The organism is Rhodopseudomonas infernalis, assembly GCF_022271405.1.
In the GTDB taxonomy this organism is placed as follows: domain Bacteria; phylum Pseudomonadota; class Alphaproteobacteria; order Rhizobiales; family Xanthobacteraceae; genus Rhodopseudomonas; species Rhodopseudomonas infernalis.
Map to the genome: position 1 here is coordinate 157,411 of NZ_JAJNAL010000002.1, position 21,423 is coordinate 178,833.

The window sequence follows — 21,423 nt, forward strand, 5'->3', positions numbered from 1 at the left end:
GAGTTCCGTTGCATGGAGAAGGAGTCGTCGGCGGGCTGCGTGCACGGCCGCCGGACGCCCTCAGCCCCGACGGCCGCCGATAAGTCGGTGTGCAACGGACAGCGCTTGCGTAAGGGCAGGGACGCTGGCTCCGGCCCCGAACGCAGCAATCCGAGCCGCCAGCGGCGTCGGACCAGACTGAAAGACGGGGTGAAGGGGAGCGAACACGGGCGGACCTGCTGCTGTGGAATGAACCGACGCTATCGCCATCGGATATGATATTCTCTCGCGGCAGGCTCAAATATCGTCGCGAAAGGATCAATTGATGAAGCAGGGCTTGGCCGTCACCGACACGATTGCGGTGATCGTGCAGGACGGCCCGCGCTACGCGAGCCCATGGCACCGGCACGACAGGGCTCAGTTGCTCTATGCCAAGAGCGGCGTGCTGTCGGTGACGACCGCGGATGGGACCTGGGTCGTTCCGCCAAGCCGTGCGGTTTGGCTGCCGGCCCATCTGGAACACGCCACGGCCAGCCATGCAGGCGTGAGGTTTCGTTCTCTGCTGATCGAGGCGGCCGGCACGCCGGGGCTTCCTGACACGTGCCGCGTCGTCGAAGTCACGCCGCTGCTACGGGAACTGATCCTCAAGCTCGCCGCGCTCGCCGATCGGGGCGATCGGAAGGACATGGCGGAAGCGGTCAGCCGCGTGCTGATGATGGAGTTGTCGTTTCTGCCGACGCAGGCGCTCGGACTGCCGCTCCCCAGGCACGCGGGATTGGCTGCGCTGTGCGAGACCATCCGCAAGGACTTGGCGCGGGATATGGCTGTCGAAGAGGCTGCCAGCCTGCTTCACATGAGCCGCGCCAGCTTCATGCGGCTGTTTCAGCGTGAGACCGGCATGAGCTTCGGCCGGTGGCGACAGCAGGCTCGGATGCAGCATGCGCTGGTATTGCTGGCCGAAGGCGAGAGCATCGTCGATGTGGCGTTCGGCTGTGGCTACGACAGTCCCAGCGCTTTTTCAGCCGCCTTCCGCCGCACCCTCGGTCGTAGCCCGAGCACCTATTTTCTCCCTGAACCTTAACCGGCAAGCTGAATTGGCTCCGGCATTGAGTAAGCAGCGCCCTGCGATGCTTAAGCATCCAGGTGATAAGTTCAATCGACCCGGTCACTCACCTCTCGCCGTCTGCAGCGCGTTCGCCAGCTTTTTGACAGCACTCGCAAGCTCCGCTGGCGTATAGGCGGCAAAGCCCATCAGGAAGCCGGCCTTGCCGTCACCAGCGGCATGAAGCTCAGATAGTCCCAGCAGTTCAACGCCGACGCGGCGTGCGCAGTCGATGGCAGCGCGCTCGGGGATATCGCAAGTCAGCACGCAGGGCATTTGCAGACCGCCGATAGGAACGCGCGGCTCGACGAATTCGCAAAGGTGCTTGCGAACGAGGCCCGCCAGCACATCAAGTCTTTCGGCATAGATCCCGCGCATGGTGCGGACATGCGCCCCGAAATGCCCGCCCTCCATGAACCGCGCCAGCGTCAATTGCGCGATGGATGCGGTGTGGCCGTCGAGCAGCGTGCGCGCGACCGTCATCGGTTTCACCAGTTGCGGCGGCAGCACGACATAACCGAGCCGCAAGCCCGGAAACAGGGATTTGGTGAAGGTGCCGATGTAAATGGTCCGATCATGAGGATCGAGACCCTGCACGCAGGCGGTGGGCTTTCCGGCATAATGGAATTCGCTGTCGTAATCATCCTCGATGATCCACGCCTGATTCCGGGCTGCCCATTCGATCAGCGCCAAACGACGATCCAGCGTCAGCGTCACGCCGGTCGGAAACTGGTGGGATGGCGTAAGACAGGCAGCTTTCGCGCGACGAGGATCATTGATGATCGACTCGACGACAATGCCCTGCCGATCGACACGAACCGGCACGCATTCCAGTCCCGCTGCGTCGAACGCCTTGCGCGCGCCGTAGTAAGCGGGGTCTTCGATGAATATCCTCTCGCCGGGATCGAGCAGCATAGTCGCGCAGAGCGTCATCGCCTGTTGCGAGCTGGTGAGCACCACGACGCGGTCGGCGGTGGCCCGCGCGCCGCGTTCGAGATTTACATAATCCGCTATTGCCCGGCGTAGCGGCTCTGCACCTTGAGGATCGCCATGAAGGAGCGCCTGCGTGCCGACTTCCTTGAGCACCTGCCGTTGCAGGCGCTCCCATAGCGGGAGTGGAAAGCTGCGCGTCTCCGGCACGCCAGGCGCGAACGGGCGCGGCATCAGCATTTCACGCACGCCGCCGCTCCGGAATATCGCGTCGCCACGCTTGCCAAGATTCGGTGCCGGGTTGCGCAGGAGTGCACCGCGCTTCGAGCGCCGAAGGCCGGGTGCGAACTCGGTCATCTCCGCCACGAAGCTGCCGCTGCCGACACGCCGCTCGATGAAACCTTCAGCGTGAAGCTGCGCGTAGGCGGACTCGATCGTGTCACGCGAAACACCCAGCGAGGACGCAAGCGCGCGCGAGGCGGGGAGTGGCTTTCCTGGGCCGAGTGCGCCGTCGAGGATCAGTTGCCGGATCGCCCGCTGGATCCGCGCATGCAGCGGCATCGCCGCATGCGCGGGGTGGGCGAGCCAAGCCTTCACGGATTCGAGTTGGGAGTGCTTGAACAAATGGTCTGCACAGCTGGAGACAATTGGCAGGGAATATCAGGCCATTGATCGGCTAGCTGTCAAGCCGTGTTGCAGCATCGTGCCTGTCTCGGGAGACCTCTCGAACCATGTCGTCCAGCCCATCGTCATCATCCATTCGATTGAATGATCTCACTCACCCCATCGTCGCGGGCCTGATCTCCGTCATCGTCAACTATGGCGGGACGTTCATTCTTGTGTTTCAGGCCGCTCGGGTCGCGGGCCTCAGCCCGGAATTGACGGCGTCCTGGGTTTGGTCGGTCTCGATCGGTGTCGGTCTGACCGGTCTGTTCTTGAGCTGGCGTTATCGCGAGCCGATCATCACGGCCTGGTCGACCCCAGCGGCGGCTTTCCTTGTCACGGCACTTGCCACCACGCCTTATGCGGAAGCGGTGGGGGCCTACATCATCTCTGCCGTCGCTTTCGTTCTGCTCGGGCTTTCGGGATATTTCGAGAAAGTCATCCGGCTGATCCCGCCTGGTATCGCCTCGGGTCTGCTCGCAGGCATATTGCTGCAATTCGGGATCGGAGCGTTTGGCGGCGCCAGCGTCGACCCTGTTCTTGTCGGCCTGCTGATCGTTGCCTATGTGCTGCTCAAGCGTATTTCGGCGCGATATGCGGTGGTCGGCATATTGGTACTCGGTCTGCTGTTTCTGCTCGTGCAGGATCGCGTCGATCTGTCCGGCCTGCAATTGAAGCTCGCCATGCCGGCCTTCACGATGCCGGAGTTCACGCTGAACGCCACCTTGAGCGTCGCGCTGCCTTTGTTCCTGATCACGCTGACCGGCCAGTATATGCCGGGCATGCTGGTGCTTCGGAATGACGGCTTCAGGACGAGCGCCAACCCGATTGTGACCGTCACCGGCCTTGGCTCACTCGTCATGGCGCCTTTCGGCTCGCATGCGTTCAACATCGCCGCCATCACAGCCGCCATTGCCACAGGCCGGGAAGCCCATGAGGACCCGTCCAAGCGCTGGATCGCGGGCATCGCGGCGGGCTGCTTCTATGTGCTGGTCGGTGTGTTCGGTGTGACTCTCGCAGCGGTGTTCATGGCGCTCCCGGCGACGTTCATCACCACGCTGGCGGGCCTGGCGCTGCTCGGCACCATCGGCGGAAGCCTCGCCGGCGCCATGGCCGACCCGGCATCGCGTGAAGCGGCGCTCATCACGTTCCTCGCCTCGGCCGCGAACATCAAGATGCTTGGTGTCGGCGGGGCATTCTGGGGGCTGGTGATCGGCCTTGTCGCCTACATGGTGTTGAACGGGCGGTTGCCGCGCAAACGGCGGATCGAATCCGCGATCAGCGGGGGCGCGGCCGAGTGACCGACCGAAAGCGACGGAGGTCAGAGCCGTTCTGCTTGAGGTGGAATCGGGCTTCGATGCGCAGCAAGGCGTAAAACCTCACGGCGAGGAGGCGCGCAGCGCCGTCTCGAACCATGCGCCACCGGCACTGTGTGGCCCCATCCTTCGAGACGCCCGGCTTCGCCGGGCTCCTTAGGATGAGGAGTCAGTGCGTCTGGAAAGGCCGGACTGCTTCCATCAATCGCTGAAGTGCACGAGCTGGCGCTCGCGCATCGCGCTCGGCTCAGCTTCGGCGGAGAGGGGGGCGAATGTCGCTGGCCTTACTGATCCGGGAGGCCGGGACTGGTGGGCGCGTCGTTTGCGACGTCCGCGTTGGACGTGGACGCCCATACAGCTTTTGGCGGTGACCGATTCGTCATCTCGGAGATCATCGCGCGATAGCGTGCGATCGGCGAGGCTGGCGGAGACGGAGGGATTCGAACCCTCGATAGGGCTTTACAACCCTATAACGGTTTAGCAAACCGCCGCCTTCAGCCACTCGGCCACGTCTCCAGCTGGCCCGATATGCCCGACGCGCTCGCGAGCCGCAAGCGGGATTCGCGCCCGATAACCGAGACTTCCGGATCGAGCGCCAGTTTTACCCAACTCGTCCAGTTTTCTCCGTTCTCGACGCAGTATGCAGTCGGAGCCACGCCACCGGCGATGGAACCTCGACCGGCATGCGTTGGTGCACAATGGCGCCATATTCCCGTCGGAGCCCGGTTCCATCCGGTTCTCGAGGACTCGATTCTCAGAGGATTCGCCGCGCTCCGGTTGAGATTCGCTCCAAAATCGGCCCGCTTCGAGCGGTCGGTGAAGCCGTGGCATCTTTGTGGATCGCGGCATCGCGCTGCGCGACCGCGTGATTTTCTCTCATATATTCAGAGGCTTGCGCAGGTTCCAAATCGATCGCGTAGTGTTATTTGTGCAACACCCCCCTGAAAACGGCGGTACTGCAGCGCTTCCGAGGCGTTCCTTTGTTGCGTGTGCATCACGCTTAGGTAATTCTCCTGACCGCGACGGAGGGGGGCATCCCGAGGTCGTCCCGTATAGGTGGTTCGCTTAAGTCCCTCGCGTTCAGCGGGTGTGTCCGAAGGCGCGAAGCGGCTAGGCGGGTTTGATTGGGACAAAGGAACCACCCTGCGGGTGCCATGTGCATCCTGCGGAAGGAACCTTCCCTAGAGAGCAAACTTGGAGGTTTACATGAACATGGTTAAGGGCCTTTTCCTCGGCTCCGCGGCGGCTCTGGTCGCGATGAGCGGTGCACAGGCGGCCGATCTTCCGTTGAAGGCCAAAGCGGTCGAATACGTGAAGGTTTGCTCGATCTACGGCGCCGGCTTCTACTACATCCCGGGCACCGACACCTGCATCAAGCTCGGTGGCTATCTGCGCGCCGACGCGACCTTCTTCGGTTCGGGCGCCTATAACTCGCCGGCCTGGAACGGTAACGCTGGTGCCAAGAACCGCCTCGCGAACAACACCATCTTCCGTTCGCGTCAGGACATCAACATCGACACCCGCACCGCGACCGAATACGGCGTGGTCCGCACCTACTTCGATGCGACCTTCAACTGGACCACTGGTGACGCGATCGCCAGCGGCTCGCTCGGCGTCTACTACGCGTTCATCCAGTTCGCGGGCTTCACCTTCGGTAAGGCCGTGTCGCAGTTCGATACGCCCTGGACCGGTTACCCGGGCAACAACACCTCGTTCCTGCTCGGCGGTTACGACGACGTGACCGGCATCAACCAGGTGTCGTACACCGCGCAGTTCGGCAACGGCGTGTCGGCCGCGATCTCGCTCGAAGATCAGTCGTCCTACCTGCAGTCGGCGCTGTACAACACTGCGACGATCTCGACCCTCGGCTACTCGCAGGGCCTGCTCGGCACCAACTCCTACGCCGGCACGCAGATCCCCGACATCGTCGGTCAGATCCGCGTCGACCAGGCTTGGGGCCTCTTCCAGGTGTCGGCCGCCGCTCACCAGGTTCGCGCCAGCTACTACACCCCCACTCTCGAGACCTCGGGCCACCCGAGCGACACCTGGGGCTACGCGGTGCAGGGCGCCATCTCGCTCAAGAACCTGCCGACCGGCCCCGGCGACAGCATCAACTTCACGGCCAGCTACTCGAACGGCGCGACCCGTTACGTGCTGGGCGGCGTGACCGGCAACTCGTTCGCCATCTTCGGCAACAGCGGTGGTGCTTACCAGAGCATCGCGTTCGGTGCCTCGGCTGACGGCGTGTTCAACGGCACCAACAACCTGAACGGCACTGGCATCGAGAAGACCACTGCCTGGGGCGTCCGTGGTGCGTTCAACCACAACTGGAACCCCTACTGGTCGACCTCGCTGTTCGGCGCCTACACCTCGATCGACTACAACGGCACCGCGACTGCTCTGATCTGCGGCACCGCTGTGGGCTTCACCTGCAACCCCGACTTCCGCATTGCGCAGGTTGGTACCGTCACCCGCTGGACCCCGGTCAAGAACCTGACCTTCTCGGGCGAAGTGATGTACACCTACCTCGACCAGAGCAACGCGGGCGCTCTCGCCATCCCGGCGAACGCCGCGATTGCGAAGCCGGCTGCTGCCTACGAGCTCAAGGACCAGGGCGTTTGGAGCGGCAACCTCCGCGTTCAGCGCGTGTTCTAAGCCTGATCGTTCCGCAAGGAACGTTCTGCGAAACCCCGGCGGGCAACCGCCGGGGTTTTTCGTTATGGGCCGTTGCAACGGCGAGACAGGGAACGGATCCTGCTCGAGCAGTTCTGCTTTTGATCGAATTGCCGCCGTCGTCTCGAGGTGCCCGCTGGGCCCAGCTGCGCGTGGCTACGCGCGCCTCGAAGGATGAGCCGCAAACACCGCGGACCGCATGTTTCGAGGCGCGCTACGCGCGCACCTCAGCATGACGAGTCCGCACCAAAGGTGGCGGCGTCGTTTCAATCAATCGATGAAGCGCCTAGCCTCGGGATCGCGGCGTTACTCGACTCTCTCGGCGCCGCGCCGGAGGTCTGCGTCGATCTGCAGGCGACTGCCGCCGCCGAATCGCGAGCGATAGACCTGCAGGTTCTCCATGATCCGCTGCACGTAGTTGCGGGTTTCGGAAAACGGAATCAGTTCGACCCAGTCCACCGCGTCGACCTTGGGATCGCGCGGATCGCCGTAGCGCTCGACCCATTTCCGCACGCTGCCGCGGCCGGCATTGTACGCGGCGAACGTCATGATGTAGGAGCCGCGATAATCGTCGAGCAGCCCGCCCAGTTCGGCGGCGCCGAGCGCGACGTTGTAGACAGAATCGGTCTTCAGGCGCTTCAGATCGTAGCTGCAGCCGTGGCGGCGACAGACATATTGGGCCGCAGGCGACGTCACCTGCATCAGGCCATAGGCCTGCGCCGGCGAGACGACGGCGGGATTGAAGCCGCTTTCCTGCCGGGCGATCGCATAAACGATGGCGCGTTCGATCTCCGGGCCGACCGACCGGAACTGCGGAATTCCTGTCATCGGATAGGCGTAGTGATCGAAGGGCAGGCCACGGTTCAGCGCCGCCTTGCCGACCAGGAGCAACGCGCGTCCGTCATTGTTGCGCGCGGCGAGTTCGGACAGGCCGAGCAGGGCATCGACATCGCCATTGTCGCCGACATCGGCATAGATCGGGATCGCGACGTCGCCTTCGCCGATCGCGTACAGCAGCTGCACCGCGCGCACGACCTCAAGGCGCTCGACGCCGCGGCCCTGGCTCGACGGCTGGCCGTTGAGATCGAGATGCGGCAGGCCGAGCTTGGCGCGCGCGAGCTGACCGTAATAGCTGGTGGATTGCGCGGCGGCCGCCGAATAGGCGGCACGGGCGTCCTGCGTGCGGCCGAGGGCCTCGGCGGCTCGGCCTTGCCAGTAACCGGCGCGCGCCAATGCGGTCGGGTTGGTCGTGTCGGTGCCGATGCGCGCGAAGTGCTGCGCGGCGGTGGCGGGATCGTTGAGAAACCGCAGCGCGATCCAGCCGGCGGTGAATTCTTGCTCGGTCTTGTAGACTTCTCTGCTCGGTGTCGCGGCGTTACGCGCGACCAGGTAAGCGAGCCGGTAGTCACCGATATCGATCAGCTTGCGCGCCAGCAGCCGGCGCTCGATCCACCATTCGTCGAGATTATACAGCCGGTTCGGATCGCGCGGCACGGTGAGCATCAGCCGGCCGGCTTCGGCGATCTTCTCGTCGCGGCGCAGCGTCTGGATCCGCGCGAACATGTAGCCGGGATCGCTGTGGAGTTCGGACGGCACGGCATCGAGTAGCGCCTTGCCTTGCGGCGACTTGTTGTCGACGGCGAGCCGCGCCCGGCCAAGCGCGTATTGCGCCGCGCCCAGTCGCTTCGCGGCGCGCAGCCCGGGATCGTTGTCGTTACCGTATAGGAACGCGTCCATCCGCGCCTTGTGATCGCCGGGCGTCAGCAGCGCGCCGAACATTTCGATCGCGGTCGTCTCGTTGGCGGCGGACATCGTGTCGTTACGCCAGGCGTCGCGGATGATCTGCTCGGCGGTGCGACGATCGCCGCGCGCCAGCATCGCACGCGCCAGCGCCAGCTTGCCCTTTGCCGAGAGCGGCGTCTCACCCTCGAAGTAAGCAAGCACGGCGCTGTCGTCGCGCTTGTCGTCCCACAGCGCCGCTTCTGCGCGGCGGCGGAAGAAGGTCTGCGACGGCCAGCTTGGATTGGCGCGGGTGAATTCGCGATAGCGCTCGACGCTGACGCCGTTGTACTCCGCCCGAAGGATGATCCACTCGGCGAGCTTGCGCGCCACCGGATCCGAGATGGTGTCCGCGACCTGCGTGGCGTCCGACGCCTTGCGCTTGCGCACCTGCTCGAGCACGGTTTTGAGCGCCTGGGCATCGGCCTGTGAAGTCTGCGCGGTCGCCGCGACGGCGGAGCGCGTCGCCGGCTTGCGCGTGACGATCGGCGGGGTCCCCGGCTGCCGGGAAGGCTCGATCGCCGGCGCGGTGGGCGCAGCATTGGCGAGCCGCGCCGCCGGCTTCGGGATCGACCCGACCGTCGCCGGGTTGGCGGGGGCGGTCTTCGGCACAACACTGCGCGAGATCGGCCGCGGCTTCGGCAGCGGCACGGACTTCGGCGCCGCCAGCAACTCGGCGGTGAATCCGCCGAGTCCGAGGCTCAGCGCCAGCGTCGCAGTCGAGGCGCGCAGGGCGAGCGCCGTCCAGCTTTTGATGTGTCGTTGATCACGCAATCGAGATGTTCCCGGTTAGCGGGCGATTCGCCTGAGTCTGTCAGTATCTTCGGCACAAGTGAACAAATTGGGCTGTCCCGAAACGTACGAACGATCGCGTTACATCCGATCAGCAGGGCGGAAACACGGCCGTTTGGCTCACTGCTGTGTGACGCAGCCGCGCCGCGCGACGATATGGCTCGCTTTCAGGCCGCGGTCGTTTCGGGTGGCTCAGGGGTGGTTTTTCGGCCATCGTGTCGAAAAAGCCGGGGGCGACGCCAAGATGACCACTGCTCACGATGCGGCCGCGCGGGGCCGGATCTCGCCGCTCGGACTGCTGTTCCTGGTGATCACCTCGGTCGGCTGGGGTCTGAACTTCCCGATCATGAAGCACCTGCTAACGGAGTGGCCGCCGCTGACCTCGCGTGGGCTGTCGGGCATCGTCGGTGCGATCGCGCTTGGGCTCGTCGCGTGGGGGAGGGGGCAAACGCTGCGGGTGTCGCCCGGCATGTGGTCGCGCCTGATCCTGGTTTCGATGCTCACCATCGGCGGCTGGGTCGGATTTATGGGACTGGCGCTGCTCTGGCTGCGCGCCAGCGATGCGGCGGTGCTCGGCATCTCGATCCCGCTCTGGGTCGCGCTGGTGGCGTGGCCGGTGCTGGGAGAACGGTTGTCGGTGACGCGCGCTGTCGCATTGCTGGTGGCGCTCGGCGGCATCGCCGTGCTGATCGGCGGCGGCGGCTTTTCCGCCAGTGTCGACAAGCTGCCCGGCATTCTGTGTGCGCTCGCGGGCGCCATCTGCGTGGCGCTGGGGACGGTGCTGACCAAGCATTTTCCGCTGGCGCTGCCGCCGCTGTCGCTGGCGGCGTGGCAGATCGCGCTCGGCTGTGTGCCGGTCGCGCTCGCGGGGGTGATCTTCGAGAGTGCGGACGTTGCCGCGCTGTCGACGACCGGCTGGGCGTCGATGATCTACATGACTCTGGTGCAGTTCTGCGTCTGCTACGTGTGTTGGTTCGCTGCGCTCGAGCGATTGCCGGCGGCGACGGCGTCGATTGGCACGCTGCTGGTGCCGGTGGTGGGCGTATTGGCGGCCGCGGCGATGTTGCACGAGCCGCTGGGACTGCGCGAAATCGTCGCGCTGGCAGTGACGCTCGGCAGCGTCGCGGTAGCCTTGCGGTCGTAGTCCCAAAACAAAAACGGCGCCCGCGAGGGCGCCGTTGATCGTTGCGTCGTCGGTCTTACGGGCAGGGGTGCCGCTTGCCGTCGTAACCGAGGTAAGTGCCCGTAGCGGGGTTGTACGACTTGAAGCGCTGCGAGCAGTACGCGTCGTCGCGATCCCCGCCGCCGGGCACGACCGCAACCGTCGGCTCGTCGTAATAGCCGTAATCGTACGCATACGGGTCATTGTAGTAGTAAGAAGACCCAATGCCGCCGATGAACGCTCCGGCGTAGGCACCCGGCCAATAGCCGCCACCGCGCCAATGGCGATGGCCATGCCAGCCGCCACGATAGCCGCCCGCGTAGCCGCCGCGATAGCCGGAGACGTTGCCGCCACGGAAGCCCGGGTTCGGAACGCCGGAGAAGCCCGGATTGCGCATTCCGCCGCCCGCCATGCTCGGACCACGCGGCCCAGCGCCCATGCCGGCGCCGCCACCCATCCGCGGACCGCCGCCGCCCATTGCCGGACCACCGCCGCCACGCATGCCGCCGCCGCCCATGCTGGCGCCGCCGCCGCCACCGATCGAGCCGCCGGCCATACCGCCGCCACCTCCACCGCCACCACCGCCCCCTCCGCCGCCGCCGCCACCCATGCTGCCCTGGGCGTGGACCATGCCGGCGGACGCCAGCGGCATCGCGATGGCCAACGCGGCCACAGCGGTCAAAGTTTTGAGATTGATCATTCTCGGCTCCATCGATGGGGGAATTGGTGGTCGAAACACTGTCGCAGCCACAACACGCGTCATGCGCGGTCGTTCCCGGAGCGTTCCGGTGGCGGATTGTCGCCAGGATATAGGGACGAAGCAGGGTGGAACCAGCCGATGGCGTTCGAAACCGTTCGCAGTGGCTGGACAATCACCTCCGCGGGTGGCAATCAGGGACCTTGTCGCCGCCCATGGATGCGCTCATGAAACTGTTTCTGCTGCGGATTTTTACCTGGTGGTCGGGCTTTACGTTCGGCACCCAACTCTGGACCTGGCGGTTCGGCGAACTGGTCGGCACCGACGGGACCGGCAATCGTTATTTCCGCACCAAGGGTGGCAAGATCGACCCGACGCTCGGTTTCGAGCGGCGCTGGGTGCTGTACAATGGCTATGCCGAGGCGACCCGCATTCCGCCGGAATGGCACGCCTGGATGCATCACATCGTCGATGTGCCGCCGACCGAAGAGACGTATCAGGCCCGGGAGTGGGAGAAGCCGCATCATCCCAATCTGACCGGCACGCCCTATGCGTATCGCCCGTCGGGCTCTACGCTGGCGGGAGGCCGCCGGCCGAAGGCGACCGGCGACTATCAACCCTGGACGCCCGGGAGCTGAGGCTCCGGACTCACAACTTATCTGATCGGCGTTGACGGCGGCTCAGGCCGCCGTTTCTGTTTCCGCCTCGAGCCGCGCAGCTGCGCGGGCGATCGCTTCGCTGCGGCTTTGCCGTGCGCCCTGCATCCGCGAGCGGAGCATGGCGACCACGTCTTCGGGCGCAGTGTCGGGCGAGCCGGCATTGAACGGCGGCGCCGGGTTGTACTCCAGCATCAGTTGAATGGCCTGCGCGGTGGGGCGGTCAGCCAGCAGTTCCGCCAGGGTCAGCGCGAAATCGATCCCCGCCGTGACGCCGCCGCCGGTGATCCGGTTGCGATCGATGCAGACGCGGCTGCGATCGGGGATCGCATCGAACGAGGCGAGATCGTCGATCGCCGACCAGTGCGTCGTTGCGCGATAGCCCTGCAGCAGTCCGGCGGCGCCCAGCACCAACGCTCCTGTGCACACCGAAGTGATGTAGCGCGCGGCCGGTGCCTGTCGGCGCAGGAAAGCGAGCGTGTCCTGGTCATTGATCAGGTCGTCGGCGCCGACGCCGCCGGGGACGCAGATGACGTCGAGCTGTGGACACGCCGCGAAGTCCACCGTCGGTGGCAGCGACAGCACCGTGTCGCTGGTGACCGGATGGAGCGTCTTGGCGACAAGATGCACGCTCGCTCCGGGCACGCGCGAGAACACTTGCAGCGGGCCTGTGAGGTCGAGCTGGGTGAGTTTGGGAAACAGCAGCAAACCGATCTGAATGGCGCTCATCGAAACCTCCTCGGGCTGACGCGACGTTCTTGACGCGACGATCCTGGCATGCTCGGCTATTGTCCGAAATGACCAATAACCCTCGATTTAAGACATCGGCCGAGGCGGCATGATCGGCGTCTTGATCTATCCCGGCTTTCAACTGCTCGACGCGGCGGGGCCGATCGCGGCCTTCGAGATCGCGGGGCGCTACGTCGCTGCGCCCGAGCCGGTCAGGATCCTCAGCGCGGTGCCGGGGCCGGTGCGGAGTTCGTCGGGCGTGGAGATGATGGCACGCGGTCTCCGCCACGATCGCGGCATGCGCACGCTGATGATCGCGGGCGGCGATGGCGTGCGCGATGCGGCGCGCTGTCCGCGGACGCTCGCCTTCCTGCGCGCCGCGGCGGCGCGCGGCTGCCGCATCGCCAGCGTCTGTTCGGGCGCCTATCTGCTCGCCGAAGCCGGGCTGCTCGATGGCCGGCGCGCAACGACGCATTGGGGCCGCACGCGCGATTTTCTGAAGCGCTATCCGCAGGTGCGGCTCGAGCCCGATCGCATCTTCGTCCGCGACGGCGACGTCTGGACCTCGGCGGGCATCACCGCCGGCATCGACCTGGCGTTGGCCATCATCGCCGATGAGACGTCCGACGCGGTCGCGCGCGACACCGCTCGGCAACTCGTACTAGCGCAGCGCCGTTCGGGCGGGCAGTCGCAGTTCTCGTCGCTGCTGGAGCTGCAGACGCCGTCGGGGCGGTTCGCGACGTTACTGAGCTGGGTACGCGAGCATCTGGACGAACATCTCACCGTCGAACGGCTGGCCGACCAGGCGGGCATGAGCGCGAGGCATTTCAGCCGCGCCTTCATCGCCGAGACCGGTGCGACGCCGGCGAAGGCGGTCGAGCGGCTGCGGCTCGAGGCTGCGCGGACGCGGGTCCAAACCACCGGGGAAGCGATCGAGCGCGTCGCCGAGGCAACCGGTTTCGGCGACACGGAGCGGATGCGTCGCGCCTTTCTCCGCGCATTCGGCCAGCCGCCGCAGGCGGTGCGGCGAGCCGCGCGGGCGGCGTGATCAGGCTGCCGGCGCCGTGGCGATGCGTCGGGCGGTGGAGCCGGCGGCTTCATGCAGCCATTCGGCGTCGTCGTTGACGACGCGCATCGCCTCGGTCAGCTCCGGATAGACGTCGTCGTTGATGGTGACGACGCCGTAGTTGGAGTCTTCGCCGTCCCAGCGGCCCTCCGCGGGCTGATCGGCGTGCAGAAACCAGTGATAACCGACCAGATTTGGATGCCGCAGCCCGGCGCCGACATAGCGCGCGAAGCCGGCGGCGCGGTCGGCCTGGGTTTCGACACGCGGGCCTGCGCCGTGCGTATTCGGCAGACCGGCATCGTCGCCGCGGAACGAGAACTCGCCGATCAGGCACGGCCGTCCGGTCGCCGCATAGGCCTCGATCGTGGCGCCGGGCAGTGCATCGTAGCAATTGATGCTGATGACGTCGCAATGCCGGCCGGCGGCGGCGATCACTTGCGGCGGCGGCACATAGGCGAAGCGGCTGCCGAGCACCAGATGATGCGGAGCCGCCGCGCGGATCGCCGCGGCGCTCACCGCGAAGTAACGCTCGGCCAGCAGCCCGGCAAAGGCGTCGCAATCGGCGAAGTACCGCGCCCGCAGGACATCGCGCTCCTGGATGTGATCGTGCGTGAAGAAGTTGCGATTGAACGGCGGCGGAGACACCGGCTGGCTGGCCAGTTGCTCCCACGAGGTCATGGCGCTCAGCCACGCCTCGTTGAACGCCGTGATATCCTTGTAGCGCTCGCGCAGCAGCGCCACCGCGGCGCGGCGCGTGTAGGGTGCAGCGGTGTCGCGCAGAATGCCGGGCAGCAGCTCGTTCTCGCCGCGCCAGTCCGGCCCCCATGGCAACTCGTTGTCGATGAACCAGCCGAGCACGCTGGCGTCGTCGCGCACCGGCCCGCAGATCTGTTGCGTGCGCTGCTGTGCGAAGCGCTCGAACGCCGGATCGAACAGATCGGATTGCGGCCAGCCGCGGCCTTCGCCATAGGCTGCAGCGAGATAGAGCACGCCGGCCGCGGAGGCGAGGGGCGCAGCGCCGGCGCGGGCGACCTCCGGCTCGGACCACGCCCCGACCGTGTTGAAGCCCCAGCCGTGCAGTCGATCCGCGGCCGACTGCCGCCAGGCATCACGACTGCCGTATCTGCGAAGGCAGGCTTCGCGATATGGCCGTCGTTCGCTGTCCTTGATGTTGTCGTGGTCGAGCTGCACCGAGACCACGCCCTTGGACAGAAAGCGGCCGCCGTCCGGATCGATGAACCACCACACGCCGTCGATCCGGGCCACGCGGAAGAAGCCGGTCGCTTTGGCCGTGCAGGTGGCGAGGCCGCCCCAGCGGGTGCGAGATATGCAGGTCATTGCATCAGCCCGCGCAATGCGAGCTTCCCTCATGGCAGAGAGAGTGCTCCTTGCGCCTTTCCGACGCGTCGGCGTTGACGCCGGTCAATTGCCGATAGCAGGCAACTCGCCGAGCCTCTTCGTTCTCGTGCCGCGCCGTCATCGTGAGGCGCTCGCCCGCAGGGCGAGACTCGAAGGATACGGACACGGCTGCCGTGCGTGCGGCCCATCCTTCGAGGCTCGCTCCGCTCGCGCCTTGTATTAGCGCGAGCCGCTCAGGATGACGGCCGTGTCCGTATCGCGCGCTGGCCTACAGAGCTTTCAGCCAATCACCGATCTCGCTGACTGCAACATTGGCCTGTTGCAGCAGCTTGCCCATGGTGAAGAAGCCGTGGAATTGCCCCGGATAGGTGCGGTGCTTGACGGGCACGCCGGCGTCTTCGAGGCGGCGGGCATATTCGTCGCCTTCGTCGCGCAGCGGATCGGCGCCGGCGGTGATGACGAAAGCCGGCGGCAGGCCGGCGAGGGTTTCGACGCGGGCCGGCGAGGCGCGCCAGTCCTCGGCGTCATGGCTGCCGCCGAGATAGTGATCGCGAAACCACCTGATGACGGAATGCGTCAGCAGCACGCTGGTTTCCGGCTCGCTGTGCGACGGATGGCTCATCGCGAAGTCGGTCGCCGGATAGATCAGAACCTGACCTGCCAGCATCGGCCCACCATGGTCACGCGCGTCGATCGCCACCACGGCGGCGAGATTGCCGCCGGCGCTGTCGCCGCCGACGCTGATCTCTTCGGCGTCGATGCCGAGCTTGCGTGCGTTGTCGGCGATCCAACGCGTCGCGGCGATCGCGTCGTCGACCGCGGCGGGGAATTTGTGCTCGGGCGCGAGCCGGTAGTCGACCGAGATGACGATCAGCTGGCCCTCGTCGGCGATCGCGCGGCACACCACGTCGTGGGTGTCGAGATTGCCGATCACCCAGCCGCCGCCGTGGAAGAACACCAGCGCGGGTGCGAGCCCGTTGTCCTGGCGGAGTGTTTTCGGCGTGTAGATCCGAGCGGGGATGTCGCCCGCCGGACCGGGGATCGCGACCGACTGCACCGAGGCGAGTTCGCGCGGCTCGGGATTGCTGACGACGCGGGCCGCCAGATAGTAGGCGCGGGCTTCGTCGGCACTGAGGTCTTCATAGGCCGGGCGTCCGGCGTCCTGGAATGCTTTGTAGACGGCTGCAGCGTCTGGATCGAGTTTGGCTGGCATGGTGTGAGTTACCCGTGAGATGGAAAACAATCAGCTCGCGACGCGGCCGCCGTCGACCGTGTAGGCCGAGCCCGACACGTAGCTCGAATCGTCCGACGCCAGGAACGCGACGATCGGAGCGACTTCGTCGGCCCCGCCGAGCCGGCGCATCGGGATGCGGTCGACGACGCGCTCTTTCGGCACCGGCGTGGGGCCGGGATTGCGGCCTTCGACGATCGCGCTCAGCATCCGGCTGTCGATCATGCCGGGGCAGACGCAGTTCACGCGCACGCCGCTGTCGCCGCATTCCAGCGCCGCGGTCTTGGTCATGCCGATCACGGCGTGCTTGCTGGCCGTGTAGGCGATGATGTCGCTCGAGCCGATCAAGCCGGCGACCGACGCGGTGTTGATGATACTGCCGGCGCGCTGCTGCAGCATCACCGGCAGCACGTGCTTCAGGCCTAGGAACACGCCGACGACGTTGACGTCGAGCACGCGGCGGAACGCGTCGAGCGAGGTCTGCACGATCGGCTTGATGTCACCTTCGATGCCGGCGTTGTTGTAGAACACGTCGATCCGTCCGCAGTGCGCGAGCGTGTCGCGGACGTAGCCGGCGACCTGATCTTCCTGCGTGACGTCGGAGGTCAGGGCCAGCGCCTGAGCCGAGGCGGGCAGGGCGGCGATCGCCTCTCGCAGTGCGTCGGCATCGCGGTCCACCGCGACGATGCGGGCGCCGCGTGCGGCGAGTAGCGTAATGGTGGCGCGGCCGATCACGCCCGCGGCGCCGGTGACGAGCGCCACCTTGCCGTCCAGCCGTATTCTGTCAGTCATCCTGTATCTCCCCGGTTCCTTCCGGTTCGCTCCGGAATGGTCGGCAGCGTCGGCCCGCCCGGTTGGGAGGGCCGCGCTGTCTTGTCGCCGAGTATTTCAGCTGCGGCGGAGGATGGCCAGTCGGAGAGGCGGTCGCCCTTCCCCCGCCGTATTCGGCGTGTTAACCGGGACCGATGCAAGCGGCCGAAGCTGTAGAATGTCGCGAGCCTGATTCGTCATTTTGAAGCCGCGCGGAATGTCCCGAAGCCTTTGTCTTGTCGGCCTGGCGGCGCTGATCGCCGCACCGTTGATCGCGTCCGCGCTACCCGCGCGCGCGCAGATCGGAAATATTTTCTCGGACCCCGCACCGCGGCCGCCGGGCGCGATCCCGCGTGGCGGGCCGCAGATGGACGACGAGGAAGAGGTCCCCGACCTGCCGCCGCAGGGACGCGTGCTGCCGGCGCCGACGCGGCCGCCCCAAGGCTCGGCCTTGCCCGGTCCGGTGCAATCGCAGCCGTTGCCGCCGCCGCCCGGGACCACCATCCTGCCGCAGAGCCCGCCGGCGACCGCCAATGTGCCGCCCGCCGCGCCGCAGCCGGGCGCCCCGGCGCAACCGAATAACGGCGTCGCCACCGCGCCGCCGGGCGCCAATCCGGCCCCTGGCGCGCCCGGTCAGCGTCCGCAGCGCGGCGCCCCGCCGGCGCCCGCGACCCTGCAGCCCGGCGACGAGATCGTCACCGAGCCGCCGGCGCAGAAGATCGTCAACAAGAAGGCCAGCTTTACCGGCCTCGACAAGATCACCGGCCGCACCATCAATTTCGACGCCGATATCGGCGAGACCGTGCAGTTCGGCGCGCTCCGGGTGAAGACCGACGCCTGCTACACGCGGCCCTCGACCGAGGCCGCCAACACCGACGCCTTCGTGGAGGTCGACGAGATCACCTTGCAGGGTGAGGTGAAGCGGATTTTCTCAGGCTGGATGTTCGCCGCCAGCCCGGGCCTGCATGCCGTCGAGCATCCGATCTACGACATCTGGCTGACCGACTGTAAGAACCCTGAGAGTCCCGTCGCGACGGCCCAGCCCGATGCGCCGAAGCCTGCCGCGCAGCAGCCGCAGCGGCGCCGCCAGCCGCCGCGTCAGACCCAGCAGGCTCCGCCGCCGCCGCTTCCGACGTTTCGATAGTCGGCGCTGAGTAGCTCGGCCGATCGCTCAGATCGTACTCTGCGCCAGCGCCGGGCTCAGTCCGACGGCGAAGCTCCTGATCAGAGCCGCGACGTCGCCCGGAGCCTGCAGCGTCGGGACGTGGGCGCAGTTGGCGATCAGGTGGAACGTGCCGCGCGGCGCCAGCGCGGCGAGTTCTTCCGCCATCACCGCCGGCGTTGCCTCGTCGAGATCTCCTGCGCAGGCGAGGACCGGGACGGCGAGTCCTTTGGCCGCTTCGCGAAGATCGAGGGTCGCGAGTTGTTGACAGGCCGCCCGGAAGACGTCGGGGTTGGTCCGCAGAAAGCTCGCGCGCCGCTCCGCCACAACGTCCGGCACCTTCGCCGCCATCTCCGGCGGAAACAGCCGTCGCATCGCGACGTCGGCGATTTCTGAAAGTCCGTCCTGACCTGCTTTCGCCGCCATGAAGCGGAAGGCGTTCCGTCCTTCCTCGCTGAACGCGGCGCCGCACCCGGCGAGCAGCAGCCCCCGCGTCGCGGCGGGGTGGCGCAGCGCCAGCGACAGCGCCGCAAAAGACCCATAGCCGTTACCGAACAGGATCGGCGTCTCGCCATCACAGAATCCGTGGAGCGCTTCCGCCACACGATCGGCCAGCGCGTCGAGGTCTCCGGCGCTCGCAGGTGAGTCGCCGAAGCCGGGAAGGTCGATCAGGACCAGACGGAAGTCGTTGGCGAGCAGAGGGACCACCGGCTCCAGGCTGCCCCGGTCGGACAGCAGCGAGTGTAGCAGCACGAGGGTGGGGCCTGCGCCCGTGATGTGGGCGGACACATTCGCCGCGCGGCTGTTAGCGGCCAGCATTGTTGCGCTCCAGAGCGGTGAAGCCAGCGGATCGAAGGCTCGGTTCGGAAGCTGCGGATCGATCTGTCCGGGGCGCAGGGGCGCGCCTGGCTGGGCTGCTTTGAAGGCGGAAATCTCTCAAAAGTCATCTCCCTTGACAGCGAATATCGTCGGTGTGATATTTCAGCATAACGGTTTCCGGATTGGAAGAGCTAAAAATATCGCCGAATACCAGCGATGAAATGGCCTCTCAATCGGACCAGGCAAGAAGATCTGATATATGAATATCGAGCCTCAAGAGATTTCTGATACGCTGAAGACGTCCAGTCTTCTGCGGGACTCGATCTACGCCCGGCTACGGGAAGAGATTCTCGGCTGCCGCATGGCGCCCGGCGAGGAATTGCGCGAGCAGGAGCTCGCGGTCCGGTTCGAAGTCAGCAAGCAGCCGGTGCGGGAGGCGCTGCTGCGGCTCGAACAGGAGCGGCTGATCACCGTGCTGCCGCGGCAGGGATATCGCGTGAAGCCGGTGTCGATCGCCGATGCCCGCGACATCTTCCGCTTCCGGGAAATCATCGAGCCGGCCTGCGCGGCGGATGCGGCGCAATTCGCCAGCGATGCTCAGCTTCGTAGTCTCGACGAGTTTCGCAGCTTCGACGCGCCGGCCGCGGAGTTCATCAAATACAACCGAGCTTTCCACATCGCCGTGGCGATGTGTTCGCCCCACCGCCGGATGCGCGAAGAGGTTGCCAATCTGGTCTCTCAGGCGGACCGTCTGGTGCTGGTGAGCATCGGCTTCGCTCAGGGGCGCGACACCAATCGGCTGCTCGCAGAGCACGTCGCGATCATCGATGCGTTGCAGGCGCGCGATGGACGGCAGGCTGCGCGCCTGCTGCGCACGCATATCATCGACGCACAGAAGCGCGTGGTCGCTAATCTTTCGCGCCACGCCGTCATCCTTTGAGACGTAGGGAAGAGCACAGCATGAACGCTCCGCAAAACATCGCCGTTGCCGCCAGGGGCAACTTCATCGACGGGCGGGAGGTCGAGAGCGCCGGCGGCGCGACGGTGGAGGTCAGAAATCCGGCCACAGGCGTGGTGATCGCCACCATTCCCGACAGCACGCGCGACGACGTCGATGCCGCAGTCCGCAGTGCCCGCGCGGCGTTTCGCGGGAGCGCGTGGGGCGGGCTGTCGGTGCGCGAGCGGGTCAAGCTGGTCAACCGCATCGCCGACGCGTTCGAGGCTGCGCTTCCGGAGCTGTATCTGCTGGAAACGCAGAACAACGGTCGCCCGGTCAACGAGACGCGCGCCCAGATGGCGCGGCTGCCGGACTTCCTGCGCTATTTCGCGGGCCTCGCGATGGCCCGGCGCGACGACGTGATCCCGGTCGAAGGCAATTACTTGGCCTACACCCGGCGCACCCCGATCGGCGTCGTCGCCAATTGCACGCCGTTCAATCATCCGCTGATGATCCTGTGCAAGTCGCTGGCGGCGGTGCTCGCCACCGGCTGCACCACGGTCGTCAAGCCGTCGGAATACACGCCGCTCACCACACTGCGGCTGGCGCAATTGATGACCGATGCCGGCTTGCCGCCAGGTGTGTTCAACGTGGTGAACGGGCTCGGACCGAACTCCGGTCGCTTCCTCGCCGAGCATTCGGACATCAACAAGCTGGTGCTGACCGGCGGAACCGAGGCGGGCCGCATCGCCGGCGCGGCGGCCTCCCGGGTGTTCGCGCATCAGACCCTCGAACTCGGCGGCAAGACGCCCGTCATGGTGTTCGATGACTACAATGTCGAGCAGGCGGTGAACTACGCAGCGTTCGGCGCCTTCATCGGCGCCGGCCAGACCTGCGTCTGCGCCGCCCGCCATATCGTCCAGCGCAGCATCTACGACGAGTTCGTCGAGCGTCTGGCGGCCAAGGCCAAGGCGATCCGGATTGGCGATCCGCGTGATACCAACACCCAGCTCGGCCCGGTGATTTCACAACGTCAGCTTGATCGGGTGCTGTCGTTCGTCAAGCTCGGCCTCGACGAGAAAGCGCGCCTCGTGGCCGGTGGCCAGCAGCGCAGCGTTCCCGGCCACGAGGGCGGTTACTTCGTCGAGCCCACCGTGTTTGCCGACGTGACGCCGCAGATGCGGATTGCGCGGGAAGAAGTGTTCGGTCCGTTCACGGTGGTGATTCCGTTCGACACCGAAGACGAGGCGCTCGCGATCGCCAACGACAGCCCGTTCGGGCTGGCGGCCGCGATCCGCACCCGCGACGTTCACCGGGCCCACCGGGTCGCGGCGAAGGTGAAAGCCGGCATCGTCTGGATCAACGATCATCATCGCCTCGATCCGGCCGCGCCGTGGGGAGGCGTGGACGACAGCGGTATCGGTCGTGAATTCGGCATCGAAAGCTTCAACGATCATTTCGACGTCAAGTCGGTGATGGTGTCGACCGACGACAAGCCGTTCGATTGGTACAGCGCCACGTCGGAGCAGAAGCGGCTCAACTGAGCGATGCGGCGGCGACG

The 21,423-nt window shown here is 66.2% G+C and carries 17 protein-coding genes and 1 tRNA gene; 9 read left to right on the forward strand and 9 right to left on the reverse strand.

Annotated features, from left to right (window positions below):
• Window positions 1–304 precede the first annotated feature (304 nt).
• Window positions 305–1,060, forward strand: a complete 756-nt coding sequence (locus LPW26_RS02440; protein WP_238732649.1) for an AraC family transcriptional regulator — start codon at window positions 305–307, stop codon at window positions 1,058–1,060.
• A gap of 84 nt (window positions 1,061–1,144) precedes the next feature.
• On the opposite strand, the gene pdxR is transcribed toward LPW26_RS02440, so the two are convergent.
• A complete protein-coding gene (gene pdxR / locus LPW26_RS02445; RefSeq protein WP_238732650.1) occupies window positions 1,145–2,635 on the reverse strand; it encodes a MocR-like pyridoxine biosynthesis transcription factor PdxR in 1,491 nt (496 codons plus the stop codon).
• 107 nt (window positions 2,636–2,742) lie between these two features.
• Here pdxR and LPW26_RS02450 point away from each other — a divergent pair, with 107 nt between their 5' ends.
• On the forward strand, window positions 2,743–3,975 hold the full coding sequence (locus LPW26_RS02450; RefSeq protein WP_238732651.1) for a benzoate/H(+) symporter BenE family transporter: 1,233 nt from the start codon (window positions 2,743–2,745) through the stop codon (window positions 3,973–3,975).
• A gap of 437 nt (window positions 3,976–4,412) precedes the next feature.
• Here LPW26_RS02450 and LPW26_RS02455 read toward each other — a convergent pair.
• A tRNA-Ser gene (locus LPW26_RS02455) sits at window positions 4,413–4,506 on the reverse strand.
• A 690-nt stretch (window positions 4,507–5,196) separates the two neighbouring features.
• On the opposite strand from LPW26_RS02455, the gene LPW26_RS02460 reads away from it, so the two are divergent.
• Entirely contained in the window at window positions 5,197–6,645 is a 1,449-nt protein-coding gene (locus LPW26_RS02460; RefSeq protein WP_238732652.1) for a porin, read from the forward strand.
• 324 nt (window positions 6,646–6,969) lie between these two features.
• On the opposite strand, the gene LPW26_RS02465 is transcribed toward LPW26_RS02460, so the two are convergent.
• Window positions 6,970–9,216 (reverse strand): lytic transglycosylase domain-containing protein, encoded by a 2,247-nt coding sequence (locus LPW26_RS02465; protein WP_238732653.1) that lies wholly within the window; start codon window positions 9,214–9,216, stop codon window positions 6,970–6,972.
• A 262-nt stretch (window positions 9,217–9,478) separates the two neighbouring features.
• Here LPW26_RS02465 and LPW26_RS02470 point away from each other — a divergent pair, with 262 nt between their 5' ends.
• Window positions 9,479–10,378 (forward strand): DMT family transporter, encoded by a 900-nt coding sequence (locus LPW26_RS02470; protein ID WP_238732654.1) that lies wholly within the window; start codon window positions 9,479–9,481, stop codon window positions 10,376–10,378.
• A 55-nt stretch (window positions 10,379–10,433) separates the two neighbouring features.
• On the opposite strand, the gene LPW26_RS02475 is transcribed toward LPW26_RS02470, so the two are convergent.
• Window positions 10,434–11,096: a BA14K family protein gene (locus tag LPW26_RS02475; RefSeq protein ID WP_238732655.1), complete on the reverse strand. Its 663-nt coding sequence runs from the start codon at window positions 11,094–11,096 to the stop codon at window positions 10,434–10,436.
• 224 nt (window positions 11,097–11,320) lie between these two features.
• On the opposite strand from LPW26_RS02475, the gene LPW26_RS02480 reads away from it, so the two are divergent.
• Window positions 11,321–11,731 carry an NADH:ubiquinone oxidoreductase subunit NDUFA12 gene (locus LPW26_RS02480; protein WP_238732656.1) on the forward strand — a complete coding sequence of 137 codons (411 nt, stop codon included), beginning with the start codon at window positions 11,321–11,323 and terminating at the stop codon, window positions 11,729–11,731.
• A 42-nt stretch (window positions 11,732–11,773) separates the two neighbouring features.
• Here LPW26_RS02480 and LPW26_RS02485 read toward each other — a convergent pair whose 3' ends face one another.
• Entirely contained in the window at window positions 11,774–12,478 is a 705-nt protein-coding gene (locus tag LPW26_RS02485; RefSeq protein ID WP_238732657.1) for a DJ-1/PfpI family protein, read from the reverse strand.
• 109 nt (window positions 12,479–12,587) lie between these two features.
• Between LPW26_RS02485 and LPW26_RS02490 the strand changes: the two genes are divergently transcribed.
• Window positions 12,588–13,526: a GlxA family transcriptional regulator gene (locus LPW26_RS02490; RefSeq protein WP_238732658.1), complete on the forward strand. Its 939-nt coding sequence runs from the start codon at window positions 12,588–12,590 to the stop codon at window positions 13,524–13,526.
• On the opposite strand, the gene LPW26_RS02495 is transcribed toward LPW26_RS02490, so the two are convergent.
• From LPW26_RS02495 to LPW26_RS02505, 3 genes are all read right to left on the reverse strand, one after another.
• Entirely contained in the window at window positions 13,527–14,882 is a 1,356-nt protein-coding gene (locus LPW26_RS02495) for an agarase (RefSeq protein ID WP_238732660.1), read from the reverse strand.
• A 289-nt stretch (window positions 14,883–15,171) separates the two neighbouring features.
• Window positions 15,172–16,116: an alpha/beta hydrolase gene (locus tag LPW26_RS02500; RefSeq protein ID WP_238732662.1), complete on the reverse strand. Its 945-nt coding sequence runs from the start codon at window positions 16,114–16,116 to the stop codon at window positions 15,172–15,174.
• 30 nt (window positions 16,117–16,146) lie between these two features.
• Window positions 16,147–16,926, reverse strand: coding sequence for an SDR family NAD(P)-dependent oxidoreductase (locus LPW26_RS02505; protein ID WP_238732663.1), 780 nt, complete (start codon window positions 16,924–16,926; stop codon window positions 16,147–16,149).
• Between the two features lie 235 nt (window positions 16,927–17,161).
• Here LPW26_RS02505 and LPW26_RS02510 point away from each other — a divergent pair, with 235 nt between their 5' ends.
• On the forward strand, window positions 17,162–18,088 hold the full coding sequence (locus tag LPW26_RS02510) for a DUF2155 domain-containing protein (RefSeq protein WP_238732665.1): 927 nt from the start codon (window positions 17,162–17,164) through the stop codon (window positions 18,086–18,088).
• A 27-nt stretch (window positions 18,089–18,115) separates the two neighbouring features.
• Here the strand turns inward: LPW26_RS02510 and LPW26_RS02515 are convergent, their stop codons facing one another.
• On the reverse strand, window positions 18,116–18,925 hold the full coding sequence (locus tag LPW26_RS02515; RefSeq protein ID WP_238732666.1) for an alpha/beta fold hydrolase: 810 nt from the start codon (window positions 18,923–18,925) through the stop codon (window positions 18,116–18,118).
• Window positions 18,926–19,184: 259 nt separating this feature from the next.
• On the opposite strand from LPW26_RS02515, the gene LPW26_RS02520 reads away from it, so the two are divergent.
• The gene (locus LPW26_RS02520; protein ID WP_238732667.1) at window positions 19,185–19,865 is read left to right on the forward strand and encodes a GntR family transcriptional regulator; all 681 of its coding nucleotides are present in this window, start codon (window positions 19,185–19,187) and stop codon (window positions 19,863–19,865) included.
• A 20-nt stretch (window positions 19,866–19,885) separates the two neighbouring features.
• On the forward strand, window positions 19,886–21,406 hold the full coding sequence (locus LPW26_RS02525; RefSeq protein WP_238732668.1) for an aldehyde dehydrogenase: 1,521 nt from the start codon (window positions 19,886–19,888) through the stop codon (window positions 21,404–21,406).
• Window positions 21,407–21,423 lie beyond the last annotated feature (17 nt).